The following is a 22634-nucleotide window of genomic DNA, read 5'->3' as shown; positions in this document are numbered from 1 at the left end:
CGACGCAGCGTAGACCCCGCTGGGGTGCCGGCCGGAAGAGGGCCGGGACGGAGCCCGCGCGGGACATGGTAGTTTCGTTGTACGGACGCAGTCGTTGTATGCTGCTCCGGTTGCCCGATCTCATCGGGCCTTCCCCCTGGCAGCGCCACTCAGATCCTACGATCCTGATCTCGGCATGCCGGGATCCACCGTAAGAGCATCTGAAGTCTTTGGAGTGACCCGTGGCTGCCAACTGCGACGTCTGTGGCAAGGGGCCGAGCTTCGGCAACAGCATCTCGCACTCGCACCGCCGTACGTCCCGTCGCTGGAACCCGAACATCCAGCGCGTCCGTACCGTGGTCAGCGGGACGCCGAAGCGCGTCAACGCTTGCACCTCGTGCATCAAGGCCGGCAAGGTCTCGCGCTGACATCTGCACAGCGCGCAGCCACTGCTGGTCCACCGCTCGAAGCCGGTCCCCCTCACGGAGGACCGGCTTTCTGCTGTTCCCAAGCTTCCCGGGTTACTCGGGTCTCCCGGACTACTCGGCCACTCGGTCACTCGGTCACTCGGTCACTGAGGTGAACCGCCAGCCGTGATGGACCGGGCCGATCCCGGCCCCGAGCGCGAATCCGGCCGCGATCGCCCCGGTGACGTACTCCTTCGCCGCCACGACCGCGTCCGGTACCGATCCCCCCTTCGCCAGCTCGGAGGCGATCGCACTGGCGAGCGTGCACCCCGTGCCGTGGGTGTGCCGGTTGTCGAACCGGGGCGCCCGCAGCCAGAGCTCGTCGGAGCCGTCGGTGAGGAAGTCCACCGCGTCCCCGCTCAGGTGGCCGCCCTTGATCAGCGCCCAGGCGGGCCCGTACGACAGCACGGCCTCCGCCGCCCGCCGCATCCCGTCCTCCGACCCGACCGTCACGCCCGTGAGCTGGGCCACCTCGTCGAGGTTCGGTGTCGCCACCGTGGCCACGGGGAGCAGCTTCGTCCGTACGGAGTCCAGGGCGGACGAGGCCAGCAGGGAGTCGCCGTGCTTGGAGACACCGACCGGATCGACCACGGCCGGCGCGTCGGTGCCGCCGATCAACTCGGCGACGGCCTCCACGAGTTCGGCGGAGGAGAGCATGCCGGTCTTGACCGCCTGGACGCCGATGTCGTCGACCACACTGCGGTACTGGGCGCGCACCGCCTCCACCGGCAGCTCCCAGGCGCCCTGTACGCCGAGGGAGTTCTGCGCGGTGACGGCGGTGAGCACGCTCATGCCGTGCACCCCCAGCGCGAGCATGGTCTTCAGGTCGGCCTGGATCCCGGCCCCGCCACCGGAGTCGGAACCCGCGACCGTCAGTACGCGAGGAGGGACACGGGACGGGACACGGGACGAGTCACGCGGCGGGGCGCTCATGACTCGATGTCCCCGAAGTGGTCCCAGCCGCCCTTGCTGGTCCAAGGGGCCCCGTCGACCGTGACCTGGGGCAGCGCCGACGGGTTGAGGACCTCGCCGATCACCTTCCAGCGGGCGGGCAGCTTCACGTCCGCCGGGAAGGTGGCGACGATCGCGTGGTCCTCACCGCCGGTGAGCACCCACTGGATCGGGTCGACGCCGACGGCCTGCCCGATGTCGTTCATCTGCGTGGGGATGTCGACGGCACCGGAGCGGATGTCGATGCGTACCTTGCTGGCCTCGGCGATGTGCCCGAGGTCGGCGATCAGCCCGTCGCTGACGTCCGTCATGGAGGTCGCGCCGAGCCCGGCCGCCGCGGGGCCCGCGTGGTACGGCGGCTCCGGGCGCCGGTGGGCCTCGACGAAGGCGCGCGGCGAGCGGAACCCGCGGGAGAGCACAGCGTGCCCGGCCGCGGACCAGCCCAGCCAGCCCGTCACGGCCACCACGTCGCCGGGCCGGGCGCCGGCCCGGGTCACCGGCTCGTGGTTGCGCAGATCACCGAGCGCGGTGATCGCCACGGTGATCGTGTCGCCGCGTACGACATCTCCGCCGACCACGGCCGCGCCCGCGACCTGGCACTCGTCGCGCAGGCCGTCCATCAGCTCGGAGGGCCAGGTGGCGGGCAGTTCGGCCGGGACGACCAGGCCGAGCAGCAGTGCGGTCGGCACGGCACCCATGGCGGCGATGTCCGCGAGGTTCTGCGCGGCGGCCTTGCGCCCGACGTCGTACGCCGTGGACCAGTCGCGCCGGAAGTGGCGCCCCTCCAGGAGGATGTCGGTGCTCGCCACGACCCTGCGGTCGGGAGCGGCCACCACGGCCGCGTCGTCACCCGGCCCGACGCGTACCGCCGGGGTGGTGGTGAGCCGGGAGGTGAGCTCCTTGATGAGCCCGAACTCCCCCAACTCGCCCACGGTTCCCTTCACCGAGTCTCACCTGTTCCCTTCGTGCCCATGAGGCGAGTCGCCCTGTCTGCTTCTGTTCCTGCGTGACTGCGTCGTGACCGCATCTGTGACCGCATTTGTGACTGCATCTGTGACTGCATTTGTGACTGCGTCTGTGTTCCCGTATGCGTCCGGTCGCGTCCCGCGTGCGTGCGGTCGCGGGCCGTCCCGTACCTCGGTACCGTCGAGTCAACCGTCAACCTGTGCGGTCCGTGCACCCTGGCGCGCAAGCCCCCGCCCCCGCGGGTCTCCCCGTGGCGTGCGGCGACGCGATACCGTGGCGTTCCTTTTCCCCACATGATCCTCGTGGCCGCCCTGGAGGTTCCGTGGTACAGGCGTACATCCTGATCCAGACGGAGGTCGGCAAAGCGTCGACCGTCGCCGAGACGATCAGCAAGATTTCGGGGGTGATTCAGGCCGAGGACGTGACCGGGCCGTACGACGTGATCGTGCGGGCCCAAGCCGACACAGTGGACGCGCTCGGCCGCATGGTGGTCGCGAAAGTCCAGCAAGTGGACGGCATCACCCGTACCCTGACCTGCCCGGTCGTGCACCTGTAGCCCCCGTCTACGCTGGGCCGGTGGACCTCTTCCGTCACCGGCGTGCTTCTTTGGTCGGGCTGCCCGCCCTCGTCCTGCTGATCGCTGCCACAGGCTGCTCCTCAGCAGACGACGACATCCCGGCCTCGGTTCCCAGTCCGGGGGCCAAGGCCGCCAAGCTGTGCCGGAACCTGGACAAGTCGTTGCCACGGAGGGTGGACGGCCTCGATCGGGAGGATCCCGAGCCCCGGTCAGCGCTGACCGCGGGCTGGGGAAGCCCGGCGATCATACTGCGCTGCGGGGTGTCGCGGCCCGCGAAGATGGTCGACCCCAAGGTGGCCGACGGGAGTGATCCCGATGCGATCGGGGGTGGCGTGAACGGGGTGGGGTGGCTGATGGAGGAACGGGACGGCGGGGTGACCCGCTTCACCTCCGCTCAGCGAAGCGTGTATGTCGAGGTGACCGTGCCCTCCGGACGGGATACGTCAGCTGTTCTCGTCGATCTGGCCGGGGCCATCAAGAAGACGATCCCTTCGGGAATCGCGGATTGATGGCCGCGGGCTGATGGTCGCGGGCTGAGCGTGGTCGGGCGCGTGCGTGCGTGGTCGGGTGCGGGTGCGGGTGCGTCGTGGCCGGTGTTGCGCAGTTCCCCGCGCCCCTGAAGAGCAAGCCCCGGCCCCGCCCGAAGAAGCGGAGCCGGTGACCGCGCGCCCGACAGCCGGCTCCCCCTGCGGGGCACTCCCTAGCGCAGACCCGTAGACCTGCGCAGGGCCGCCTGGATCAGGCGGTCCACCAGTTCCGGGTACGGGACTCCCGTCGCCTCCCACATCTTGGGGTACATGGAGATCGGCGTGAAGCCGGGCATCGTGTTGATCTCGTTGATCACGAACTCGCCGTCCTCGGTGAGGAAGAAGTCCGCGCGGACCAGCCCCTCGCAGGAGGCGGCCTCGAAGGCCTCGACGGCCAGGCGCCGGATCTCGGTGGTCTGCTCGGGGGTCAGCGGGGCCGGCACGATGCCGGGGGTCGAGTCGATGTACTTCGCCTCGAAGTCGTAGTACGCGTGCGACTGCACCGGCGGGATCTCGGCCGGTACGGAGGCCCGGGGCCCGTCCTCGAACTCCAGGACACCGCACTCGATCTCGCGACCGCGCAGCAGCGCCTCCACGAGGATCTTCGGGTCGTGGTGCTGGGCCGCCGCGATCGCCTCGTCGAGGCCGGACAGGTCCTCGACCTTGGTGATGCCGATCGACGACCCCGCGCGCGCGGGCTTCACGAAGAGCGGCCAGCCGTGCTCCCCCGCGAAGTCGATGATCTTCTTGCGGGCCGCCGACTCGTCCTGCTCCCACTCACGGGGCCGGATCACCACGTACGGGCCGACCGGCAGCCCGAAGGAGGTGAACACCCGCTTCATGTACTCCTTGTCCTGGCCGACGGCCGAGGCGAGCACGCCCGAGCCGACGTACGGGACACCGGAGAGCTCCAGCAGACCCTGCAGGGTGCCGTCCTCGCCGTACGGGCCGTGCAGCATCGGGAAGACGACGTCGACCTCGCCGAGCGCCTTGGGCACCGAACCCGGCTCGCTGTAGACCACTTCGCGGTTGGCGGGGTCGACGGGCAGGATCACGCCGCCCTCGCTCGACTCGGCGAGCGACTCGACGTCGGGCGTACGACGCTCACTGATCGTCATGCGCTCCGGGTCGTCGGCCGTGAGCACCCAGCGGCCTTCCCGGGTGATCCCGATCGGCAGGACGTCGTACCTGGTCCGGTCGATGGCCCGCAGGACGGCTCCGGCGGTGACCATGGAGATCCCGTGTTCGGAACTGCGCCCGCCGAAGACGACGGCCACGCGCGGCTTGCGAGGCGGCTGCTCAGGGCTCTGGGGAAGGTTCTCGGTGCTCATATCGCGTTGAGAGTACCCGGTGGCAGGACCCTGAGTCAGCGGCCGGTGGCGGGGTCGCTCAGTGCCGTTCCGGCTTGGCGCTGCGTGACATCAGTTCCTTGACGGCGACGACCGGCGGCTTGCCCTCGTGGACGATCTCGACGACGGTCTCCGTGATGGGCATGTCGACTCCGTGCCGGCGCGCCAAGTCCAGTACGGACTCACAGGACTTGACGCCCTCGGCGGTCTGCCTGGTCACCGCGATGGTCTCCTGGAGGGTCATGCCCCTGCCGAGGTTCGTACCGAAGGTGTGGTTGCGCGAGAGCGGCGAGGAGCAGGTCGCCACGAGGTCGCCCAGGCCCGCGAGTCCGGCGAACGTCAGCGGGTCGGCACCCATCCTGAGCCCGAGCCGGGTCGTCTCCGCCAACCCCCGTGTGATGAGGGAGCCCTTGGTGTTGTCGCCCAGGCCCATGCCGTCCGCGATGCCGACGGCGAGGCCGATGACGTTCTTGACCGCGCCGCCCAGTTCGCAGCCCACCACGTCGGTGTTGGTGTAGGGCCGGAAGTACTGCGTGTGGCAGGCGGTCTGGAGCCGCTGGGCCACGCCTTCGTCCGTGCACGCGACCACGGCGGCGGCCGGCATCCGGGCGGCGATCTCACGGGCCAGGTTGGGCCCGGTGACCACGGCGATCCGGTCGGCGCCGACCTTCGCGACGTCCTCGATCACCTCGCTCATCCGCATCGCGGAGCCGAGTTCGACCCCCTTCATGAGGGAGACGAGGACCGTGCCGGGCGCGAGCAGCGGCGCCCATTCCGCCAGGTTTCCGCGCAGGGTCTGCGAGGGCACGGCGAGGACCGTGAAGTCGGCGTCGCGGGCGGCCTCGGCGGCGTCCGTGGTGGCCCGCAGGTTCTCCGGGAGGTCGATGCCCGGCAGGTAGTCGGGGTTCGTACGGGTGGAGTTGACCGCTTCGGCGATCTCGGCCCGCCGTCCCCACAGCGTCACGTCGCACCCGGCGTCGGCGAGCACCATGCCGAAGGCGGTGCCCCACGATCCGGTCCCGAAGACGGTCGCCTTGACGGGCCTGCCGGATGTCGTCACTTGCCGTGCCCCTTTTTTTCGTGCTCTGTCTCGGTCGTGTCCCGCACGCCGGCTTCCCGCACGCCGGCTTCCCGCACGGTCTTCTCCTGCGCGGCCGACTCCCGGCGCGCGTTCAGCTCGTCGTGCTCGTCGTGCGCTTCCTGCTCGTCCTGTTCCCCTGTCCTGCGCCGCTGCTCGATACGCACCAGGCGCGGGTCGTAGCGCGTGGCCGGCGCCTTCTCGCCGCGGATCAGCTCCAGCTGCGCGGTGATCGCGGCCATGATGACCTCGGTCGCCTCCTTCAGGAGGTCGGGGGTCATCTCCTTGTCGTAGAACCGCGAGAGGTCCACGGGCGGGCCCGCGAGCACATGGTGCGTCTTGCGCGGAAGGAGATCGGGCTTCTTCGCGTACGGGGCCAGCAGGTGGTTGGCGCCCCACTGGGCCACCGGGATCACCGGGCACCTGGTCTGCAGCGCGACCCGCGCGGCACCCGTCTTGCCGGTCATCGGCCACAGGTCGGGGTCACGGGTGAGGGTGGCCTCGGGATAGAAGGCGACGCATTCCCCGCGCTCCACGGCGTCGATCGCGGCCCGGTAGGCGCTGAGCGCGTCGGAACTCTCGCGGTACACCGGGATCTGCCCGGTCCCCCGCATGGCCGCCCCCACGAATCCGCTCTTGAAAAGCCCGCTCTTGGCGAGGAAACGCGGAACCCGGCCGGTGTTGTACTGAAAGTGCCCGTACGCGAACGGATCGGCGTGAGAATTGTGGTTCACCGCGGTGATAAAACCGCCATCGGCAGGAATGTTGTCCATTCCCCGCCAGTCCCGCTTGATCAGAACCACCAGCGGCGGTTTGACGAGGACCGCTGAGAAGCGGTACCAGAAGCCGATTCTGCGGCGGGACACGCGAACACCTTCCTCTTGGGCCTCGGGGGCCGCACAAGTGTCACCCCGGGCCGCCGGTCTGTCGAGAACACCGTACGCCCCGCCTTCGGACCCTCTCCGGTGCCCGGGGGACAATGGGCCGGACAAGGGAGGGCCGAAGCGCTCGTGCAATGGATCATGGTCGTACCCCTCAAAGCCCTTGCGCGGGCGAAGAGCAGGCTCTCGGACACCGCGGCCGACGGCCTGCGCCCCGGGCTCGCCCTCGCCTTCGCACAGGACACGGTGGCCGCGGCGCTGGCCTGCCCGGAAGTCGCGGATGTGGCCGTAGTCACGGGCGACGCCCTGGCCGGGCGCGAGCTGGCCGCCTTGGGCGCCCGGATCGTCCCGGACGAACCCGGGGGCGGCCTGAACGCCGCCCTGCGGCACGCGGAGAGGGCCGTGCGCACCGCGCACCCGCACACTGCGCTGGCCGCCCTGAACGCGGATCTGCCTGCTCTGCGCCCTCTCGAATTGGCCCGGGTCCTCACGGCCGCCGCCGAATTCCCCCGCGCTTTCCTCACGGATGCCGCCGGAATCGGCACCACTCTCCTGGCCGCGTCCCCGGGCCACGAATTGCTTCCCGCTTTCGGAACGGATTCCCGCGCGCGCCATCGCGCCTCGGGCGCCGCGGAACTCCTCCTGACCGCGGTGGATTCCGTCCGCCAGGACGTGGATACGGGCGCGGACCTGCGAGCGGCATTGGCGCTGGGCGTGGGCCCGCGCACGGCAGTGGCCGCGCAACGCCTCAAAGCGGCCTGAGCCCCGATAGGGGCGCGGGGGACTCCGCGACAAGCCCCCACCGGACCCGCACGTACCCACCGACCCCAGCCCCGGGCGCACCCCGAAGGGGCGCGGGGAACTGCGCGACAAGCCCCCACCGGCCCGCACGTATCCGCCAACCCCGGACGCCGCACCCCTCCCCCGGCAAGGGGAACCGCATACCCTTCCCCCATGCAGGCGACCGCGTACACATACGACCCCGAAACCCGCTGCGGCCAAGTGCTGCTGGACGACGGCACCCCCGTCCCCTTCGACGCCCCGGCCTTCGACAAGGGCGGCCTCAGACTGCTCCGTCCGGGCCAGCGCGTAAGGATCGAGGTCGAGGGCGGGGCCGGGAACGCGGGCGAGGGCGGGAGCGAGGGCGGGAAGGACGACCGCCGCATCACCCTGGTGACGCTGCAGACCTTCTGAGGCGAACCTTTCCGAAGTCTCCGCAAACGCCGCGGGCCGGGCTCCCCCGTGGGAGCCCGGCCCGGCGCGTTTATGCCCTGCGCCCCTGTCTACCTGCGGGCGGTGGCCTTCTTGGCGGTGGTGGTCGTACGGGCCGCCGACTTCTTGGCCGGGGCCTTCTTGGCCGCGGCCTTCTTCGCGGGGGCCTTCTTCGCCGCCGCCTTCTTCGCGGTGGTCTTCTTGGCCGCCGCCGAGGTCTTCTTCGCGGTCGCCGAGGTCTTCTTGGCCGGCGCCTTCTTGGCCGTGGCGGTGGTCTTCTTCGCGGCCGCGGACGAGGTCTTCTTCGCCGCGGTGGCCTTCCGGGTCGTCGCGGCGGCCGTGGTCTTCTTCGCGGCCCCCGTCGCCTTCCTGGCGGTGGTGGCCTTCTTGGCCGCGGCCTTCTTGACCGTGGCGGAAGCGCCACCGCTCAGGCTGCCCTTGGGAGCCTTCTTGACCGCGACGTCGTTCTTCGGGAGCTTCTTCGAGCCGCTCACCAGGTCCTTGAAACCCTGGCCCGCACGGAAACGGGGCACGGAGGTCTTCTTGACCCGAACCCGCTCTCCGGTCTGCGGGTTGCGGGCGTAGCGGGCCGGACGGTCCACCTTCTCGAAGGAACCGAAGCCGGTGACCGAGACCCGGTCCCCGCCGACAACTGCACGCACCACGGCGTCCAGTACGGCGTCGACCGCGTCAGCGGCCTGCTGACGCCCGCCGACCTTGTCGGCAATCGCTTCTACGAGCTGCGCCTTGTTCACGTCTTCCCCTTCGGAGACATTGCCAGAACGAAAGTGTTCAAGCTTTTTCGCACGTTAGGCAGATATATACCGCAAATCAAACACGAAACGGGCTAATCACCCTTGTGCCGCAACGAACTGGGGCGCTGCCCAAGTTCCTCAGCGTTCCTCTTCGGGGATTCGGCCCGCGTCGAGGTCCGTCGTGAACCGCTCCAGACGCCTTGTCGCATCGGCGAGATCGTGTTTGGCCACGGCCGTAATGACCAGCAGCTTCCGGGTCAGCGCCATCCGTACGCCCTCCGGGACTTGCAGTGCGCGCACCGATGTGTGCGCTTCCTTGAGTTGGGACGCGACTGCCGCATAGAGGTCGAGTTGGCCGTCGTGTTCCATGCACAGATTGTGCCATCTGGGGCGAGTTGTCGCCTGCGCAGGGGGTAACTACCGCCTCCCGAGGGCTTCCCGCACACCTCCCCACAAGGCTCTGCCGGGGTTCGGCTACCCCACCAAGGGGCCTTGAAACAAGGGTAGTTGAAGCCAATCATAAAGGCCGGAACACCCCTTCCGGAGGCAGACACGGATGTACCCCCAACCGTCCACGATTGGGGGTACAGAGGCCTGTTGCCTGGCTGGAATCAGCCTTGTGGGTCCGGCTCCGGTCAGACCTGAACGGTCCGCGGCTTGTAGGAGGGCCGCTTGGCCTCGTACGTGGAGATGTCCGCCTCGTTCTGGAGGGTGATGGAGATGTCGTCCAGCCCGTTCAGCAGCCGCCAGCGGGCGTTCTCGTCGAGTTCGAAGGCGGCCGTGATGCCCTCGGCTCGCACTTCACGGGCCTCCAGGTCGACCGTGACCTCGGCCTCGGGGTCCTTCTCGGTGAGCTCCCAGAGCGCGTCCACGATCTTCTGCTCCAGAACCACTGTGAGCAGGCCGTTCTTGAGTGAGTTGCCGCGGAAGATGTCCGCGAAGCGCGACGAGATGACCGTCTTGAAACCGTAGTTCTGCAGGGCCCAGACGGCGTGCTCGCGCGAGGAGCCGGTGCCGAAGTCGGAGCCCGCGACCAGGACCGTGGCGCCCGCGCGCTCGGGCTGGTTGAGGATGAAGGACGAGTCCTTGCGCCAGGCCTCGAAGAGCCCGTCCTCGAAACCGTCCCTGGTCACCTTCTTGAGCCAGTGCGCGGGGATGATCTGGTCGGTGTCCACGTTGCTGCGGCGCAGCGGGACCGCGCGGCCGGTGTGCTTGGTGAATGCTTCCATGGCTATCGGACTCCAGCGGGCGTACGGACGTCGGCGTCGGACAGGTCGGCGGGGGACGCCAGATGGCCCAGTACGGCCGTCGCGGCGGCGACCTGCGGCGACACCAGGTGCGTACGGCCGCCCTTGCCCTGCCTGCCCTCGAAGTTGCGGTTGGAGGTGGACGCGGAGCGCTCACCGGGGGCCAGCTGGTCGGGGTTCATGCCCAGACACATCGAGCAGCCCGCGTGCCGCCATTCGGCGCCGGCCTCCTTGAAGACCAGGTCGAGGCCCTCGGAGACGGCCTGCAGACCGACGCGCGCGGAGCCGGGGACGACCAGCATGCGTACTCCGTCGGCGACTTTGCGGCCCCCCACGATGTCCGCGGCGGCGCGCAGGTCCTCGATACGGCCGTTGGTGCACGAACCTACGAAGACGGTGTCGACCCGGATGTCCCGCAGCGGCTGTCCGGCGGTCAACCCCATGTACTCCAGGGCCTTTTCGGCGGCGTGCCGCTCCGAAGCGTCTTCGTACGAAGCGGGGTCGGGGACGGCCGCCGAAAGCGGTGCTCCCTGGCCGGGGTTGGTGCCCCAGGTGACGAACGGCGCGAGGGAGGTGGCGTCGATGACGACCTCCGCGTCGAATTCCGCGTCGTCGTCCGACTTCAGGGTCTTCCAGTACGCGACGGCCGCGTCCCAGTCCTCGCCCTCGGGGGCGTGGGCACGGCCCTCGATGTACGCGAAGGTGGTCTCGTCGGGGGCGATCATGCCCGCGCGGGCGCCGGCCTCGATCGACATGTTGCAGATGGTCATGCGGGCCTCCATCGAGAGTTTCTCGATGGCGGAGCCGCGGTATTCCAGGATGTAGCCCTGGCCGCCGCCCGTGCCGATCTTGGTGATGATCGCCAGGATCAGGTCCTTGGCCGTGACGTCCTCGGGCAGTTCGCCGTCGACCGTGATGGCCATGGTCTTGGGGCGGGCCAGCGGCAGCGTCTGGGTGGCCAGCACGTGCTCGACCTGGGAGGTGCCGATGCCGAAGGCCAGCGCGCCGAACGCGCCGTGCGTGGAGGTGTGGGAGTCACCGCACACGACCGTGGTGCCGGGCTGGGTCAGACCCAGCTGCGGGCCGACGACGTGGACGACACCCTGCTCGACGTCGCCCAGCGAGTGCAGGCGCACGCCGAAGTCGGCGCAGTTCTTGCGCAGTGTCTCCAGCTGGGCCCGGGAGACCGGGTCCGCGATGGGCTTGTCGATGTCGAGGGTGGGGGTGTTGTGGTCCTCGGTCGCGATGGTGAGGTCGAGACGACGCACGGGGCGCCCCGCCTGACGGAGGCCGTCGAAGGCCTGGGGGCTGGTCACCTCGTGCAGCAGGTGCAGATCGATGAAGAGAAGGTCGGGCTCGCCCTCCGCGCGCCGGACGACGTGGTCGTCCCAGACCTTCTCCGCGAGTGTCCTACCCATCGCTTTCCCTCCGGCCGGCCTGTGTGGCGCCGGCCCAACTAGAGATTTCCGGGGCGGCGTGCGCCCGTACCCCCCGTACCGGACGTCTTCCGCCAGGCCCGTCGGTCCACGGGCCGTGTACCTATCAGGGTGGCGCGTTCCACGGAAAATTGAACTTGCGTTTCACAGAGTGAGACGCGAGTATCGTTTCATGGACAACAGTAGCGGCGTCGGCGTTCTGGACAAGGCAGCCCTTGTCCTGAGCGCACTGGAGTCCGGTCCGGCCACCCTCGCGGGACTGGTCGCGGCGACCGGACTGGCACGGCCCACGGCACATCGCCTCGCCGTGGCACTTGAGCACCACCGGATGGTGGCGCGTGACATGCAGGGCCGTTTCATTCTCGGCCCCCGGCTGGCCGAGCTGGCCGCGGCCGCGGGCGAGGACCGCCTCCTCGCGACGGCGGGCCCGGTGCTCACGCATCTGCGCGACATCACGGGCGAGAGCGCGCAGCTCTACCGCCGCCAGGGCGACATGCGCATCTGCGTCGCCGCGGCGGAGCGCCTGTCGGGCCTGCGGGACACGGTCCCGGTCGGTTCGACGCTCACCATGAAAGCCGGTTCCTCGGCCCAGATCCTGATGGCCTGGGAGGAGCCGGAGCGCCTGCACCGCGGCCTCCAGGGCGCCCGCTTCACGGCGACGGCCCTGTCGGGCGTACGGCGCCGGGGCTGGGCCCAGTCGATCGGCGAGCGGGAGCCGGGCGTCGCGTCCGTCTCCGCGCCGGTGCGCGGGCCCTCGAACCGCGTGGTCGCCGCCGTCTCGGTGTCGGGCCCGATCGAGCGGCTGACGCGCCACCCGGGCCGGATGCACGCCCAGGCGATCATCGACGCGGCAGCCCGCCTGTCGGAGGCACTGCGCCGCACCAGCTGACACCCACCCAGTCGACTCCCCGGCCGATCGCTTCAACGCCGCAGCGAACGGCCGGACTTGATGACCTCGTGGTGCGCGGAACGAAAGAAGCCCTCCCCTGATGGGGAGGGCTTCTTCTCTCTGTACCCCCGACCGGATTCGAACCGGCGCTACTGCCGTGAGAGGGCAGCGTGCTAGGCCGCTACACAACGGGGGCGAGGACCACAAGTGATCCAGCTGGGCTACCAGGACTCGAACCTAGAACAACGGAACCAGAAACCGTCGTGTTGCCAATTACACCATAGCCCAATAGTGGTCTAGACCACTCTGTACCCCCGACCGGATTCGAACCGGCGCTACTGCCGTGAGAGGGCAGCGTGCTAGGCCGCTACACAACGGGGGCCCTAGCGATCCTGCATGAGAGACAGCGGGTGCGACCCGGACTGTCCCCCTGAGAAGGATCTGTACCCCCGACCGGATTCGAACCGGCGCTACCGCCTTGAGAGGGCGGCGTGCTAGGCCGCTACACAACGGGGGCCTTGCAGAGCTGGTCTCTGCTTGTGCAGATAAGCTCTGCGAGCTGGCCTACCAGGACTCGAACCTAGACTAACGGAACCAGAAACCGTCGTGCTGCCAATTACACCATAGGCCACTGAAACTCAACCCCATGGGGATTTTGTTTTAGCTTGCGCCTCCGGCCTGTGGCCTTTCGGCCCGCACTCCGGCGGCGCAGGAAGAACATTACCCGAAGGTGGACGGCGCTCCAAAACGGGTATCGGGCCGGAGGATCGCGGGGAGTTCGGCCAGCGAGACGATGCGGCGCGGGTGGGAGAGCCGATCCGCGGGCGGACCCGGTGCGGCGTCCGGGCCGGGGGCTGTGACCGCGCTCACGCCCGTGCGGTCGATCCAGACGGAGAACAGGCCGGCGTCGGCCGCGCCCCGCCCGTCGATCTCCGGGTGGTCCCCGACGTACGCGACCTGGCGCGGTGGCAGGTCCAGGGCCTCGCAGGCCGTGTGGAAGGCCTCGGCGGCGGGTTTGGAGACGCCCAGTTCGGCGGCGCACAGCACCGATTCGAAGCGGTCCCGTACGCCGAGGACGCGCAGCTTGTGGTCCTGGACTCGCAGGCTGGAGTTGGAGAGCACCGCGTGGCGGTGGCTGCCGGCCAGGAGGTCGAGGACGGGCAGGACGTCCGGGAAGAGCGCCCAGGCCCCTTCGTAGTGACCGAGGTAACGGACGAACCAGTCCTCCGCCTCCGTGTCGGTCAGGGGCCGGTCCAGGAACGCCCGCACCCGGTCCCGGCGCCCGCCCTCCCAGTCCACCTTGCCCGCCGCGAACCGCGCCCACTGCTCGTCGGTGAGCTCGCGCCAGCGGTCCAGGGCCTGTTCCACGGACGCGAATCCGTCGAGCAGGCCCTCGGCGGCCAGATGCCCGCGCATACCGGCCCGGTCGGCCGTGGTGTAGTCGAAGATCGTGTCGTCCACGTCCCACAGCACGGCTCGGATCGTCATGGTCCGACGGTACCTCCGCCGCCGCTCCCGGCGGACGCGCGGAAGGGGCGGCATCCGGTCCGGATGCCGCCCCTTCCGCGCGTCGCGCGTACCGCCTACGCGGTCAGCTTCGCCAGGGCCGCGTCGATGCGCGTCAGCGACTTCTCCTTGCCCAGGATCTCCAGGGACTCGAAGAGGGGCAGGCCGATCGTGCGGCCGGTGACGGCGACGCGGACCGGGGCCTGTGCCTTGCCCAGCTTCAGGCCGTGCGCCTCGCCGGCGGCCAGCACGGCCTCCTTGAGGGACTCTGCGGAGGTCCAGTCGGCGGACTCCAGCTTCTCGCGGGCCGTCGCGAGGAGAGCGTCCGAGCCCTCCTTCATGGCCTTCGTCCAGGACGCCTCGTCGACGGCCGGCTCCGGCAGGAACAGGAAGTCGACGTTGTCGGTGATCTCGGAGAGCACCTTCAGGCGGGTCTGGGCGTGCGGGGCGATCGCGTCCCACTTGGCCGGGTCGAAGTCCTCCGGCGCCCAGGGGGCGAAGGGGGCCTTCAGCCAAGGGGCGCACCGTTCGGCGAACTCCTTCACGTCCAGCAGCCGGATGTGGTCCGCGTTGATGGCCTCGGCCTTCTTGAGGTCGAAGCGCGCCGGGTTGGGGTTCACGTCCGAGACGTCGAAGGCGGCGACCATCTCCTCGACGGAGAAGATGTCGCGGTCCGCCGAGAGCGACCAGCCCAGCAGGGACAGGTAGTTCAGCAGGCCCTCCGGGAGGAAGCCGCGCTCCCGGTAGAGGTTCAGCGAGGACTCGGGGTCGCGCTTGGAGAGCTTCTTGTTGCCCTCGCCCATCACATAGGGGAGGTGGCCGAAGGCCGGGGTCTCCTTGGCGATGCCCAGCTCGGTCAGCGCCTTGTAGAGGGCGATCTGGCGCGGGGTGGAGGAGAGCAGGTCCTCGCCGCGCAGGACGTGGGTGATCTCCATCAGGGCGTCGTCGACCGGGTTGACCAGCGTGTAGAGCGGAGCGCCGTTGGCACGGACGATGCCGTAGTCCGGCACGTTCTCCGGGAGGTACGTGATCTCGCCGCGGACCAGGTCCGTGAAGGTGATCGCCTCGTCGGGCATACGGAAGCGGACGATGGGCGTGCGGCCCTCGGCCTCGTACGCGCTCTTCTGCTCGGCGCTCAGGTCGCGGCAGTGGCCGTCGTAGCCGGACGGCTTGCCGGCGGCGCGGGCGGCGTCGCGGCGGGCGTCCAGCTCCGGCGTCGAGCAGTAGCAGTGGTAGGCGCGTCCGGCGTCCAGCAGCTTCCGCGCGACGTCCTTGTAGAGGTCCATGCGCTGCGACTGGCGGTACGGCGCGTGGGGGCCGCCGATCTCGGGGCCCTCGTCCCAGTCGAAGCCCAGCCAGCGCAGCGAGTCCAGGAGCTGCTCGTACGACTCCTCGGAGTCGCGGGCCGCGTCGGTGTCCTCGATGCGGAAGACGAACGTGCCGCCGGTGTGGCGGGCGTACGCCCAGTTGAAGAGGGCCGTGCGGACCAGGCCCACGTGGGGGTTGCCGGTCGGGGAGGGACAGAAACGTACTCGGACGGCGGGGTCGGATGCGCTAGCCACGCTTGACAACCTTGTTGGTGAGAGTGCCGATGCCTTCGATGGTGACGGCGACCTCGTCGCCGGCACTGAGGGGGCCGACCCCGGCGGGGGTGCCCGTGAGGATGACGTCGCCGGGGAGCAGCGTCATGGCCTCGGTGATGTTGACGATCAGGTCCTCGATGGAGTGGATCATCTCGCTGGTGCGGCCCAGCTGACGCTGTCGGCCGTTGACCGTGCACTGGATGGTGAGGTCGGACGGGTCGAGGTCCGTCTCCACCCAGGGGCCGAGCGGGCAGGAGGTGTCGAAGCCCTTGGCCCTGGCCCACTGCTTCTCGCGCCGCTGGACGTCGCGCGCGGTGACGTCGTTGGCGCAGGTGTAGCCGAGGATCACGTCCTTGACGCGTTCGCGCGGGACCTCACGGCACATCCGGCCGATGACCACGGCCAGCTCGGCCTCGTGGTGCAGCTCCTCGGTGAAGGAGGGGTACGCGATGTCGTCGCCGGAGCCGATCACCGAGGTGGACGGCTTGAAGAAGGCGAACGGGGCGTCGGGCGCCTCGCCGCCCATCTCCTTCGCGTGCTCCGCGTAGTTGCGGCCGAAGGCCACGACCTTGTTAGGGAGCACGGGCGGCAGGAGGCGGACCTTGCTCAGCGGGACCTTGGTCCCGGAGAGCTCGAAGTCGGCGAACGGGATGCCCTTGATGATGTCGAGCACGAGGCCGTCGGTCGATCCAGGAGGGCTCTCGCCCTCGACCGCACCGAACGCGACGTTGCCGTCGATGGAGAACCTGGCGATGCGCACGGTGTCCTTGCGCCCCTCACTGAGCTGGCCGGAGTCTGATGCTCCAGGCTAACGCGGCGAGGGGCGGCCGCTTCGCGCATGACGGGCCGGGGCCCGGCGGGGCGCTTACTCGGTGACGCCGGCCGCGACCGGGACGTCCATGAGGATCGTGCGGCGGGGGTTGGCGGTCTGTGCGGGGAGCTCGACGGCGTGCCCCTCCTGCTCCGGCGTACGCAGTTCCTCGGCGTCTTCGAGGTGCGCGAGGGTGGTGCGTCGCGGGTTGGCTATGTTGAGGAAGGTCATCGTCGTCTTCATCTGTGGTTACAGGCCCTGTTCCATGGAGGCGCCGGCGGGTTCGGAAACCGTCGCGTAGGCGCGGGTTGTCGGATTTGCCATCCCTGTAAAGCGTCAGGCTAAACATGGGCTTCCCTGTCGAAGCCGTGAAGACCCCGTGATCGTCGTGTGAGTTTCCTCACTTACTGCCGGGCATACAGGTCAATTCGGACTCTCACCTTCAGGCCACTTAACGGACATTGCGTCACGGACGCCAACATTCCGCTCCTGATCATGGCGACTGGGACACCACTCCCCCACGAAGGTCTCGTCCCTATGTGTCCGATATGGATGAGGTCACTTTCTACGTCTCGTGACACTGCCCTCACAACGTGTCACGGAGGTCACAGCATGACCCATGGGCCTTGTTGGAGATCCGGCACTGTGCTGGAATTCCTCGGACCGCCGCAGGAACGACCCGGCGCGCAGGGGCGCAACGCAGCGCCGAGTGGCGGCGGGAAAGGGGAACCTGCGCCGGTCACTCACGACCACCATGGGAACGCGTTCAGGGCGCTCCCAAGACGCCGACACCGTCCCACCGTTCACGCGGAGGGGCGCCTGGTCCAGAGGTTGCGACGCTAGTGCAGGGACGTTTCAAGAGGGATGGCAGCGCTTCGGCGGAGCCGGAGCCGCAAGGCGGGACTGGCCCCAGGGCAGTCGGCTCCTCGCCCCAGCACGCCCAGAACCCGGGACCGGCGCAGGCCGGCAACAGCGGTGACCGCTCCTCGCGGCCCGGTGCGCCCAAGGGCGCCCAGGCCAAGGGCGGTCCGAACGCGGCGAACGGTGCTCCCGGCACCCCGGCACCCGCGCCACCGAAGGCGAAGGCCCCCAGCGGCCCCGGCTCGCGCATAGCGCTGCGCAACTGGCGCATCTCCACGCGTCTGGTCTCGCTGCTCGCGCTGCCCGTGGTCGCGGCCACCTCGCTGGGCGCGCTGCGCATCAGCGACACGATGGACGAGATCCAGCAGCTTGAGAACATGAAGCTGCTGACCGACATGACGAAGCAGGCGACCGAGCTCGCCGCGGCGCTCCAGACGGAGCGCGACAAGTCGGCCGGTCCGCTCGCCAACGGCACCAAGGCCAGCGACGTCACGATCAAGGGCCTGCGCGACAAGACGGACCGTGCGCGTGCCGCCTTCCTGGAAGGCACCCACGAACTCGACGACGCGGACAACAACGAGAACCTCGACGGTGTACGCGACAACGTGGTGGCCATCGCCACCCAGCTGAACACCCTCAACAAGGTCCGCAACAACGCCTTCCAGGACGAGGACAACTCGTCCCAGTCGGTCGAGGCGTACCACCGCCTCATCGAGCAGCTGCTCGGTCTCTCCCAGGACATGGCCGAGGCGACCAGCAACCCGGAGATGATCCAGCGCACGCGCGCCCTGGCGGCGTTCTCCACCGCCAAGGAGTACGCGTCCGTCCAGCGCGCGATCATCGCCGCGGCCCTGCCCGCCACGAACAAGACGTTCGGTGAGCTCTCCCCGAACGACCGGCAGTACGGCCTCTCCGCCTTCGAGAACCAGAAGTTCGAACTCACGAGCTTCGCCAACATCTACGAGGGCAACGCCGACCAGCTCACCAAGCCGCTCGACGAGCCGAGCCCGACCATCAAGGACGCCGACGGTTATCTGTCGCGCGTCCTGCAGCGCAACAACGGTCTGCAGCTGCAGGCCAAGCGCTCGTACCTGGACTGGGTGGACGCCGACTCCTCCAAGATCCTGGAGATGTCGAAGATCGAGCTGACGCTCCTCAACCAGATGGAGCAGAAGGCCCGCGAGCTGCGCAACGAGGCCGAGCAGGAAGCGATCATCTCCGGTGCGCTGATCCTGCTGGTGCTCGGTGTCTCGCTGGTCGGCGCCTTCGTGGTGGCCCGCTCGATGATCCGCTCGCTGCGCCGGCTCCAGGACACCGCGACGAAGGTCGCCCAGGACCGCCTGCCCGAGCTGGTCAAGCAGCTCTCCGAGTCCGACCCGCAGGACGTCGACACGTCCGTCGAGTCGGTCGGTGTGCACTCCAAGGACGAGATCGGCCAGGTGGCCGCGGCCTTCGACGACGTGCACCGCGAGGCTGTGCGACTCGCCGCCGAGCAGGCCCTCCTGCGAGGCAACGTCAACGCGATGTTCACCAACCTCTCGCGTCGTTCGCAGGGCCTCATCCAGCGTCAGCTCTCGCTCATCTCCGAACTGGAGTCCCGCGAGGCCGACCCGGACCAGCTGTCCTCCCTCTTCAAGCTCGACCACCTCGCGACCCGCATGCGCCGTAACGGTGAGAACCTCCTGGTCCTCGCCGGTGAGGAGCCCGGCCGACGCTGGACCCGCCCGGTCCCGCTGGTCGACGTGCTCCGCGCCGCCGCGTCCGAGGTGGAGCAGTACGAGCGCATCGAACTCTCCTCGGTGCCCACCACCGAGGTCGCCGGCCGCGTGGTCAACGACCTCGTGCACCTGCTCGCCGAGCTGCTGGAGAACGCCACGTCGTTCTCCTCCCCGCAGACCAAGGTCAAGGTGACCGGTCACGCGCTGCCCGACGGCCGCGTACTGATCGAGATCCACGACACCGGCATCGGCCTGTCGCCCGAGGACCTCGCGGCGATCAACGAGCGGCTCGCCTCGCCGCCCACCGTGGACGTCTCGGTCTCGCGCCGCATGGGCCTGTTCGTGGTCGGCCGGCTGTCGCAGAGGCACGGCATCCGCATCCAGCTCCGCCCGTCCGACTCCGGTGGTACGACCGCGCTGGTCATGCTCCCGGTCGATGTCGCCCAGGGCGGCAAGAAGGTTCCGGGCAACAAGCAGGGCCAGGGTGCTCCGGCCGTCGGCGGTCCGGCGGCGGCGCAGGCCGCGGCCGGTGTCGCGGCGGCCCGCCGGGGCGGTGCCGGCAGCGGTCCCGCCCTCGGCGCGGGTGCGCAGGGCGGCGGCAACGGCGGCCGGCTGAACCCCCCGCCGCAGCGTGGCCAGGTCGGAGCGGGTTCCGCGCCGCGGGCCGCACTGCCCAGGCCCGAGGCGGGCGGCCGTCCGGGCGGACCCGGTGCGCCGGGCGGCAACCGCAATCAGCAGTCGCCGCAGCAGCCCCCGTACCCCCCGCAGGGCAGGCCGGCACCCGCGGGCGCCGGTGCCCAGCAGAGCTTCAACGGCTTCGGGAACAACTCCGGCGGCCAGCAGGACCTGTTCGGCGGCGGCCGCCAGGACCCCATGGGCGGCAATCGCGGCCCCGGTTCCTCGCAGCAGCCCCAGCAGCGGCCGGCCGGCAACGGTGAGCAGGGCCGTCGCCCCCAGCAGCAGTCTCCGCAGCTGCCGCCCCGCGGCGGTCCGCGCGCCGAGCTGCCGGGCGGCAACCCGCAGCCGCGGGTGCCCAGCTGGAGCGACGACAACGCGCAGCCGCCGGTACCGCGTTCCTCGCCGGACGCCCCGCGCGGTCACGAGGAGCCGGACGTCACCTCGCAGATGCCGCGGATCGACGACCGGCAGGCCGGACCCGCGTCCACCGCCGAGTTCCAGCGGCCCGACTACGACGCCCCGCGTCCCGGCACGAACGCGCCGCAGGACAACGGACAGTTCGTCCGCACGGATGTGTTCGGTTCGCCGAACCACTCCGGTGCGGGGCAGAACCCGCAGGCGGGCGGCCAGTACAACCGCCAGGACCCGGCGCAGTACGCCCCCAACGGCTACGACACCGGAACCAACGCCAACGGTCAGTACGCGGCGCCCGCCCAGCAGGACACCGGGCAGTTCCCGGCGCAGGGCTACGGCGAGCGGCAGGACGGTGGCACCGGGCAGTTCGAACGGCCCGCCAACGGCAACCGCCCGCCGCAGCAGCGCCCGCAGCCGCGCCGCCGCCCCGCGCTCCCCCCGGAGCCGGACAACAGGACCGCCCCCCAGCGGCCCGACGAGGTGCGGGGCCCGAACGACGGCTGGGAACTGCCGCCGGCGACGAGTCCCGGCGACGGACGTACACCGCTGTACGACACCCTGGAAACCAACTGGTTCAACCAGGCTCAGGGCGGCGACGGCGCCCAGAACGAGCAGACACCGCAGCAGCCCGCACAGGCTCCCGCGGCCCCGCAGCGTCCGGCACCCGCCGGCGCTTCCGCCTCCTCCTGGCGGACCACCCCCAATGACGAACTCGGCCGTCAGGCCGAGCGGGTACGCCAGCCCTCCGCGGGTGGCGTGACCGTCTCGGGTCTGCCGCGCCGGGTCCCCCGCGCGAACCTTGTCGCGGGAACGGCTCAGCAGCAGCAACAGCACCAAACCGGTCCGCAGGTCTCGCGTGCGCCCGATGACGTACGCGGACGGCTGACCAATCTTCGTAGGGGCATTCAGCAGGGGCGCCAGGCCGGTACCGGCCAGACCGGCAGCTTCCCCAGCCCCACTCACCAGCAGGAGCGTTAGTTGAGCCAGATGAGCCAGGCGGCACAGAACCTCAACTGGTTGATCACCAACTTCGTTGACAACACCCCCGGGGTGTCCCACACCGTCGTCGTTTCCGCCGACGGACTCCTTCTGGCAATGTCCGAGGGCTTCCCGCGCGACCGCGCCGACCAGCTCGCGGCCGTTGCCTCCGGACTCACGTCCCTGACCGCCGGCGCCTCACGCATCTTCGAGGGCGGCACGGTGGCCCAGACGGTCGTCGAGATGGAACGGGGTTTCCTCTTCCTGATGTCCATCTCGGACGGGTCCTCGCTCGCGGTCCTCTCCCACCCGGACTGCGACATCGGCCTCGTCGGATACGAGATGGCTCTGCTTGTGGACCGTGCGGGCGCAGTGCTCACACCGGATCTGCGGGCAGAGCTCCAGGGCAGCCTGCTCCACTAGCAAGGTTCTACCGAATGTAGGAAAAAAACCGTCCGGCCGCCCTCCCCCCACCGGCCCCGTCAGACGGCACGACTGACCGACTTGCTGTCCCGCCCGGAGGATCCATGACCCCGCCCACCGCTTCTCATGATCCGTACGCGCATTCGTACGAGGATGAGGGCGACCAGCCGCTGGTACGTCCGTACGCGATGACCGGCGGCCGGACCCGGCCGCGCTACCAGCTCGCCATAGAGGCACTGATCAGCACCACGGCCGATCCGGCAGCGCTCATGGGGCTGCTCCCCGAGCACCAGCGGATCTGCCACCTCTGCCGTGAAGTGAAGTCGGTGGCCGAGGTGTCGGCTCTGCTCTCCATGCCCCTGGGCGTGGCACGGATTCTTGTCGCGGACCTCGCGGAGGCCGGACTCGTCGCGATCCACCAGCCGGGTGGCGACGAGAGCAACGGTGGCGCCCCGGCCGTGACACTGCTCGAAAGGGTGCTCAGTGGACTTCGCAAGCTCTGACGGAGGGCGGGCGACCACCTCCGCGAAGATCGTAGTGGCGGGTGGTTTCGGCGTCGGCAAGACCACGTTCGTGGGTGCCGTCTCCGAGATCAACCCGCTGCGCACCGAGGCCGTGATGACGTCCGCGAGCGCCGGCATCGACGACCTCACCCACACCGGGGACAAGACCACCACCACGGTGGCCATGGACTTCGGCCGTATCACCCTGGACCAGGACCTGATCCTGTACCTCTTCGGTACACCGGGTCAGGACCGCTTCTGGTTCATGTGGGACGACCTGGTACGCGGCGCGATCGGCGCCGTCGTCCTGGTCGACACCCGCCGCCTCGCCGACTGCTTCCCGGCGGTCGACTACTTCGAGAACAGCGGACTGCCGTTCGTCATCGCCCTCAACGGCTTCGACGGGCACCAGCCCTACACTCCCGAAGAGGTCCGCGAGGCTCTGCAGATCGGGCCCGACGCCCCGATCATCACGACGGACGCCCGCCATCGTTCGGACGCCAAGAGTGCTCTGATCACGCTCGTCGAGCACGCCCTGATGGCGCGCCTGCGGTAGGGCCCGCGCGGCGAATGGCGTCCTGGGAGGCTCGGCACTCAAGTAGGCAACGCCATACGCAAGTTGTCGTAGACGCATTGGAGCCGGCTGTGTCGTTTGACACGGCCGGCCACAGTGTTCATAACGTTTCGACAGAGATATCGAGTGGTGCCGCCACGCGACGCGGTCGTCTGATGCCGCTGTGCTCACAAAAGCCCCGCCTTTTGGCGGGGCTCGTTCTTTATGTTCCGTTTTATCTGCGGCTTACGTCACCCGGAATCTTCGGTTCCGAGTGTTTGGACGAGCACAC

At 69.5% G+C, this 22634-nt stretch carries 23 protein-coding genes and 5 tRNA genes; 10 read left to right on the top strand and 18 right to left on the bottom strand.

Features of this window, described 5'->3' with window-relative positions; all coding sequences use genetic code 11:
* Nucleotides 1-221: 221 nt before the first annotated feature.
* A complete protein-coding gene (gene rpmB / locus ACH4DZ_RS37680; protein ID WP_107021922.1) occupies nucleotides 222-407 on the top strand; it encodes a 50S ribosomal protein L28 in 186 nt (61 codons plus the stop codon).
* Between the two features lie 135 nt (nucleotides 408-542).
* On the opposite strand, the gene thiD is transcribed toward rpmB, so the two are convergent.
* Complete coding sequence (gene thiD, locus ACH4DZ_RS37675) at nucleotides 543-1379, bottom strand: bifunctional hydroxymethylpyrimidine kinase/phosphomethylpyrimidine kinase (protein ID WP_398293057.1); 837 nt, start codon at nucleotides 1377-1379, stop codon at nucleotides 543-545.
* The gene (locus ACH4DZ_RS37670) at nucleotides 1376-2341 is read right to left on the bottom strand and encodes a thiamine-phosphate kinase (RefSeq protein WP_190850100.1); all 966 of its coding nucleotides are present in this window, start codon (nucleotides 2339-2341) and stop codon (nucleotides 1376-1378) included. The genes thiD and ACH4DZ_RS37670 overlap by 4 nt, the downstream gene beginning before the upstream one ends.
* Nucleotides 2342-2685: 344 nt before the next feature.
* Here ACH4DZ_RS37670 and ACH4DZ_RS37665 point away from each other — a divergent pair, with 344 nt between their 5' ends.
* Both ACH4DZ_RS37665 and ACH4DZ_RS37660 read left to right on the top strand, forming a co-directional pair.
* Entirely contained in the window at nucleotides 2686-2919 is a 234-nt protein-coding gene (locus ACH4DZ_RS37665; protein WP_398293054.1) for an Lrp/AsnC ligand binding domain-containing protein, read from the top strand.
* A 20-nt stretch (nucleotides 2920-2939) separates the two neighbouring features.
* Complete coding sequence (locus tag ACH4DZ_RS37660; protein WP_398293053.1) at nucleotides 2940-3449, top strand: DUF3515 domain-containing protein; 510 nt, start codon at nucleotides 2940-2942, stop codon at nucleotides 3447-3449.
* 191 nt (nucleotides 3450-3640) lie between these two features.
* On the opposite strand, the gene ACH4DZ_RS37655 is transcribed toward ACH4DZ_RS37660, so the two are convergent.
* Genes ACH4DZ_RS37655 through ACH4DZ_RS37645 form a run of 3 tightly spaced genes read right to left on the bottom strand, consistent with a single transcriptional unit; the run spans nucleotide 3641 to nucleotide 6760 of the window.
* On the bottom strand, nucleotides 3641-4798 hold the full coding sequence (locus ACH4DZ_RS37655) for a D-alanine--D-alanine ligase family protein (RefSeq protein ID WP_398293051.1): 1158 nt from the start codon (nucleotides 4796-4798) through the stop codon (nucleotides 3641-3643).
* Nucleotides 4799-4856: 58 nt separating this feature from the next.
* Nucleotides 4857-5876: an NAD(P)H-dependent glycerol-3-phosphate dehydrogenase gene (locus ACH4DZ_RS37650; RefSeq protein ID WP_398293049.1), complete on the bottom strand. Its 1020-nt coding sequence runs from the start codon at nucleotides 5874-5876 to the stop codon at nucleotides 4857-4859.
* Complete coding sequence (locus tag ACH4DZ_RS37645; RefSeq protein WP_398293047.1) at nucleotides 5873-6760, bottom strand: lysophospholipid acyltransferase family protein; 888 nt, start codon at nucleotides 6758-6760, stop codon at nucleotides 5873-5875. The genes ACH4DZ_RS37650 and ACH4DZ_RS37645 overlap by 4 nt, the downstream gene beginning before the upstream one ends.
* 144 nt (nucleotides 6761-6904) lie before the next feature.
* Between ACH4DZ_RS37645 and cofC the strand changes: the two genes are divergently transcribed.
* Both cofC and ACH4DZ_RS37635 read left to right on the top strand, forming a co-directional pair.
* Entirely contained in the window at nucleotides 6905-7537 is a 633-nt protein-coding gene (gene cofC / locus ACH4DZ_RS37640) for a 2-phospho-L-lactate guanylyltransferase (protein WP_398293045.1), read from the top strand.
* Nucleotides 7538-7729: 192 nt separating this feature from the next.
* Nucleotides 7730-7969: a hypothetical protein gene (locus ACH4DZ_RS37635; protein ID WP_398293043.1), complete on the top strand. Its 240-nt coding sequence runs from the start codon at nucleotides 7730-7732 to the stop codon at nucleotides 7967-7969.
* A gap of 89 nt (nucleotides 7970-8058) precedes the next feature.
* Here ACH4DZ_RS37635 and ACH4DZ_RS37630 read toward each other — a convergent pair whose 3' ends face one another.
* The 4 genes from ACH4DZ_RS37630 to leuC all read right to left on the bottom strand — a co-directional run bounded on the left by ACH4DZ_RS37630 (nucleotide 8059) and on the right by leuC (nucleotide 11407).
* Complete coding sequence (locus ACH4DZ_RS37630) at nucleotides 8059-8742, bottom strand: HU family DNA-binding protein (protein WP_398293041.1); 684 nt, start codon at nucleotides 8740-8742, stop codon at nucleotides 8059-8061.
* A 138-nt stretch (nucleotides 8743-8880) separates the two neighbouring features.
* Entirely contained in the window at nucleotides 8881-9111 is a 231-nt protein-coding gene (locus ACH4DZ_RS37625) for a hypothetical protein (RefSeq protein WP_398293040.1), read from the bottom strand.
* Between the two features lie 266 nt (nucleotides 9112-9377).
* The gene (gene leuD, locus ACH4DZ_RS37620; protein WP_398293038.1) at nucleotides 9378-9971 is read right to left on the bottom strand and encodes a 3-isopropylmalate dehydratase small subunit; all 594 of its coding nucleotides are present in this window, start codon (nucleotides 9969-9971) and stop codon (nucleotides 9378-9380) included.
* Between the two features lie 2 nt (nucleotides 9972-9973).
* Nucleotides 9974-11407, bottom strand: a complete 1434-nt coding sequence (leuC, locus tag ACH4DZ_RS37615; protein ID WP_398293036.1) for a 3-isopropylmalate dehydratase large subunit — start codon at nucleotides 11405-11407, stop codon at nucleotides 9974-9976.
* A 190-nt stretch (nucleotides 11408-11597) separates the two neighbouring features.
* Here leuC and ndgR point away from each other — a divergent pair, with 190 nt between their 5' ends.
* A complete protein-coding gene (ndgR, locus tag ACH4DZ_RS37610; protein WP_107021936.1) occupies nucleotides 11598-12314 on the top strand; it encodes an IclR family transcriptional regulator NdgR in 717 nt (238 codons plus the stop codon).
* A 123-nt stretch (nucleotides 12315-12437) separates the two neighbouring features.
* On the opposite strand, the gene ACH4DZ_RS37605 is transcribed toward ndgR, so the two are convergent.
* The 9 genes from ACH4DZ_RS37605 to ACH4DZ_RS37565 form a co-directional block, all read right to left on the bottom strand.
* Nucleotides 12438-12510: transfer RNA gene (locus tag ACH4DZ_RS37605), tRNA-Glu, on the bottom strand.
* Nucleotides 12511-12530: 20 nt separating this feature from the next.
* Nucleotides 12531-12602: transfer RNA gene (locus ACH4DZ_RS37600), tRNA-Gln, on the bottom strand.
* 21 nt (nucleotides 12603-12623) lie between these two features.
* Nucleotides 12624-12696 (bottom strand) — tRNA-Glu (locus ACH4DZ_RS37595).
* Between the two features lie 62 nt (nucleotides 12697-12758).
* A tRNA-Glu gene (locus ACH4DZ_RS37590) sits at nucleotides 12759-12831 on the bottom strand.
* A gap of 42 nt (nucleotides 12832-12873) precedes the next feature.
* Nucleotides 12874-12945 (bottom strand) — tRNA-Gln (locus ACH4DZ_RS37585).
* An 89-nt stretch (nucleotides 12946-13034) separates the two neighbouring features.
* Complete coding sequence (locus ACH4DZ_RS37580) at nucleotides 13035-13802, bottom strand: HAD family hydrolase (RefSeq protein ID WP_398293034.1); 768 nt, start codon at nucleotides 13800-13802, stop codon at nucleotides 13035-13037.
* A gap of 95 nt (nucleotides 13803-13897) precedes the next feature.
* A complete protein-coding gene (gltX, locus tag ACH4DZ_RS37575; RefSeq protein ID WP_398293032.1) occupies nucleotides 13898-15382 on the bottom strand; it encodes a glutamate--tRNA ligase in 1485 nt (494 codons plus the stop codon).
* A complete protein-coding gene (locus ACH4DZ_RS37570) occupies nucleotides 15375-16163 on the bottom strand; it encodes a fumarylacetoacetate hydrolase family protein (protein ID WP_398293030.1) in 789 nt (262 codons plus the stop codon). The genes gltX and ACH4DZ_RS37570 overlap by 8 nt, the downstream gene beginning before the upstream one ends.
* A 105-nt stretch (nucleotides 16164-16268) precedes the next feature.
* Nucleotides 16269-16457, bottom strand: a complete 189-nt coding sequence (locus ACH4DZ_RS37565) for a hypothetical protein (RefSeq protein WP_398293028.1) — start codon at nucleotides 16455-16457, stop codon at nucleotides 16269-16271.
* Between the two features lie 599 nt (nucleotides 16458-17056).
* On the opposite strand from ACH4DZ_RS37565, the gene ACH4DZ_RS37560 reads away from it, so the two are divergent.
* From ACH4DZ_RS37560 to ACH4DZ_RS37545, 4 genes are all read left to right on the top strand, one after another.
* Complete coding sequence (locus ACH4DZ_RS37560) at nucleotides 17057-20863, top strand: nitrate- and nitrite sensing domain-containing protein (RefSeq protein WP_398293026.1); 3807 nt, start codon at nucleotides 17057-17059, stop codon at nucleotides 20861-20863.
* Nucleotides 20864-20872: 9 nt separating this feature from the next.
* A complete protein-coding gene (locus ACH4DZ_RS37555; RefSeq protein ID WP_055520031.1) occupies nucleotides 20873-21286 on the top strand; it encodes a roadblock/LC7 domain-containing protein in 414 nt (137 codons plus the stop codon).
* A gap of 104 nt (nucleotides 21287-21390) precedes the next feature.
* Complete coding sequence (locus tag ACH4DZ_RS37550; RefSeq protein WP_055520025.1) at nucleotides 21391-21789, top strand: DUF742 domain-containing protein; 399 nt, start codon at nucleotides 21391-21393, stop codon at nucleotides 21787-21789.
* Complete coding sequence (locus ACH4DZ_RS37545; protein ID WP_055520027.1) at nucleotides 21770-22345, top strand: ATP/GTP-binding protein; 576 nt, start codon at nucleotides 21770-21772, stop codon at nucleotides 22343-22345. The genes ACH4DZ_RS37550 and ACH4DZ_RS37545 overlap by 20 nt, the downstream gene beginning before the upstream one ends.
* Nucleotides 22346-22634 lie beyond the last annotated feature (289 nt).

The sequence above is a fragment of the Streptomyces sp. NPDC017991 genome (genome assembly GCF_044328075.1).
In the GTDB taxonomy this organism is placed as follows: domain Bacteria; phylum Actinomycetota; class Actinomycetes; order Streptomycetales; family Streptomycetaceae; genus Streptomyces.
This window is presented reverse-complemented; position numbering and strand designations above follow the sequence as displayed.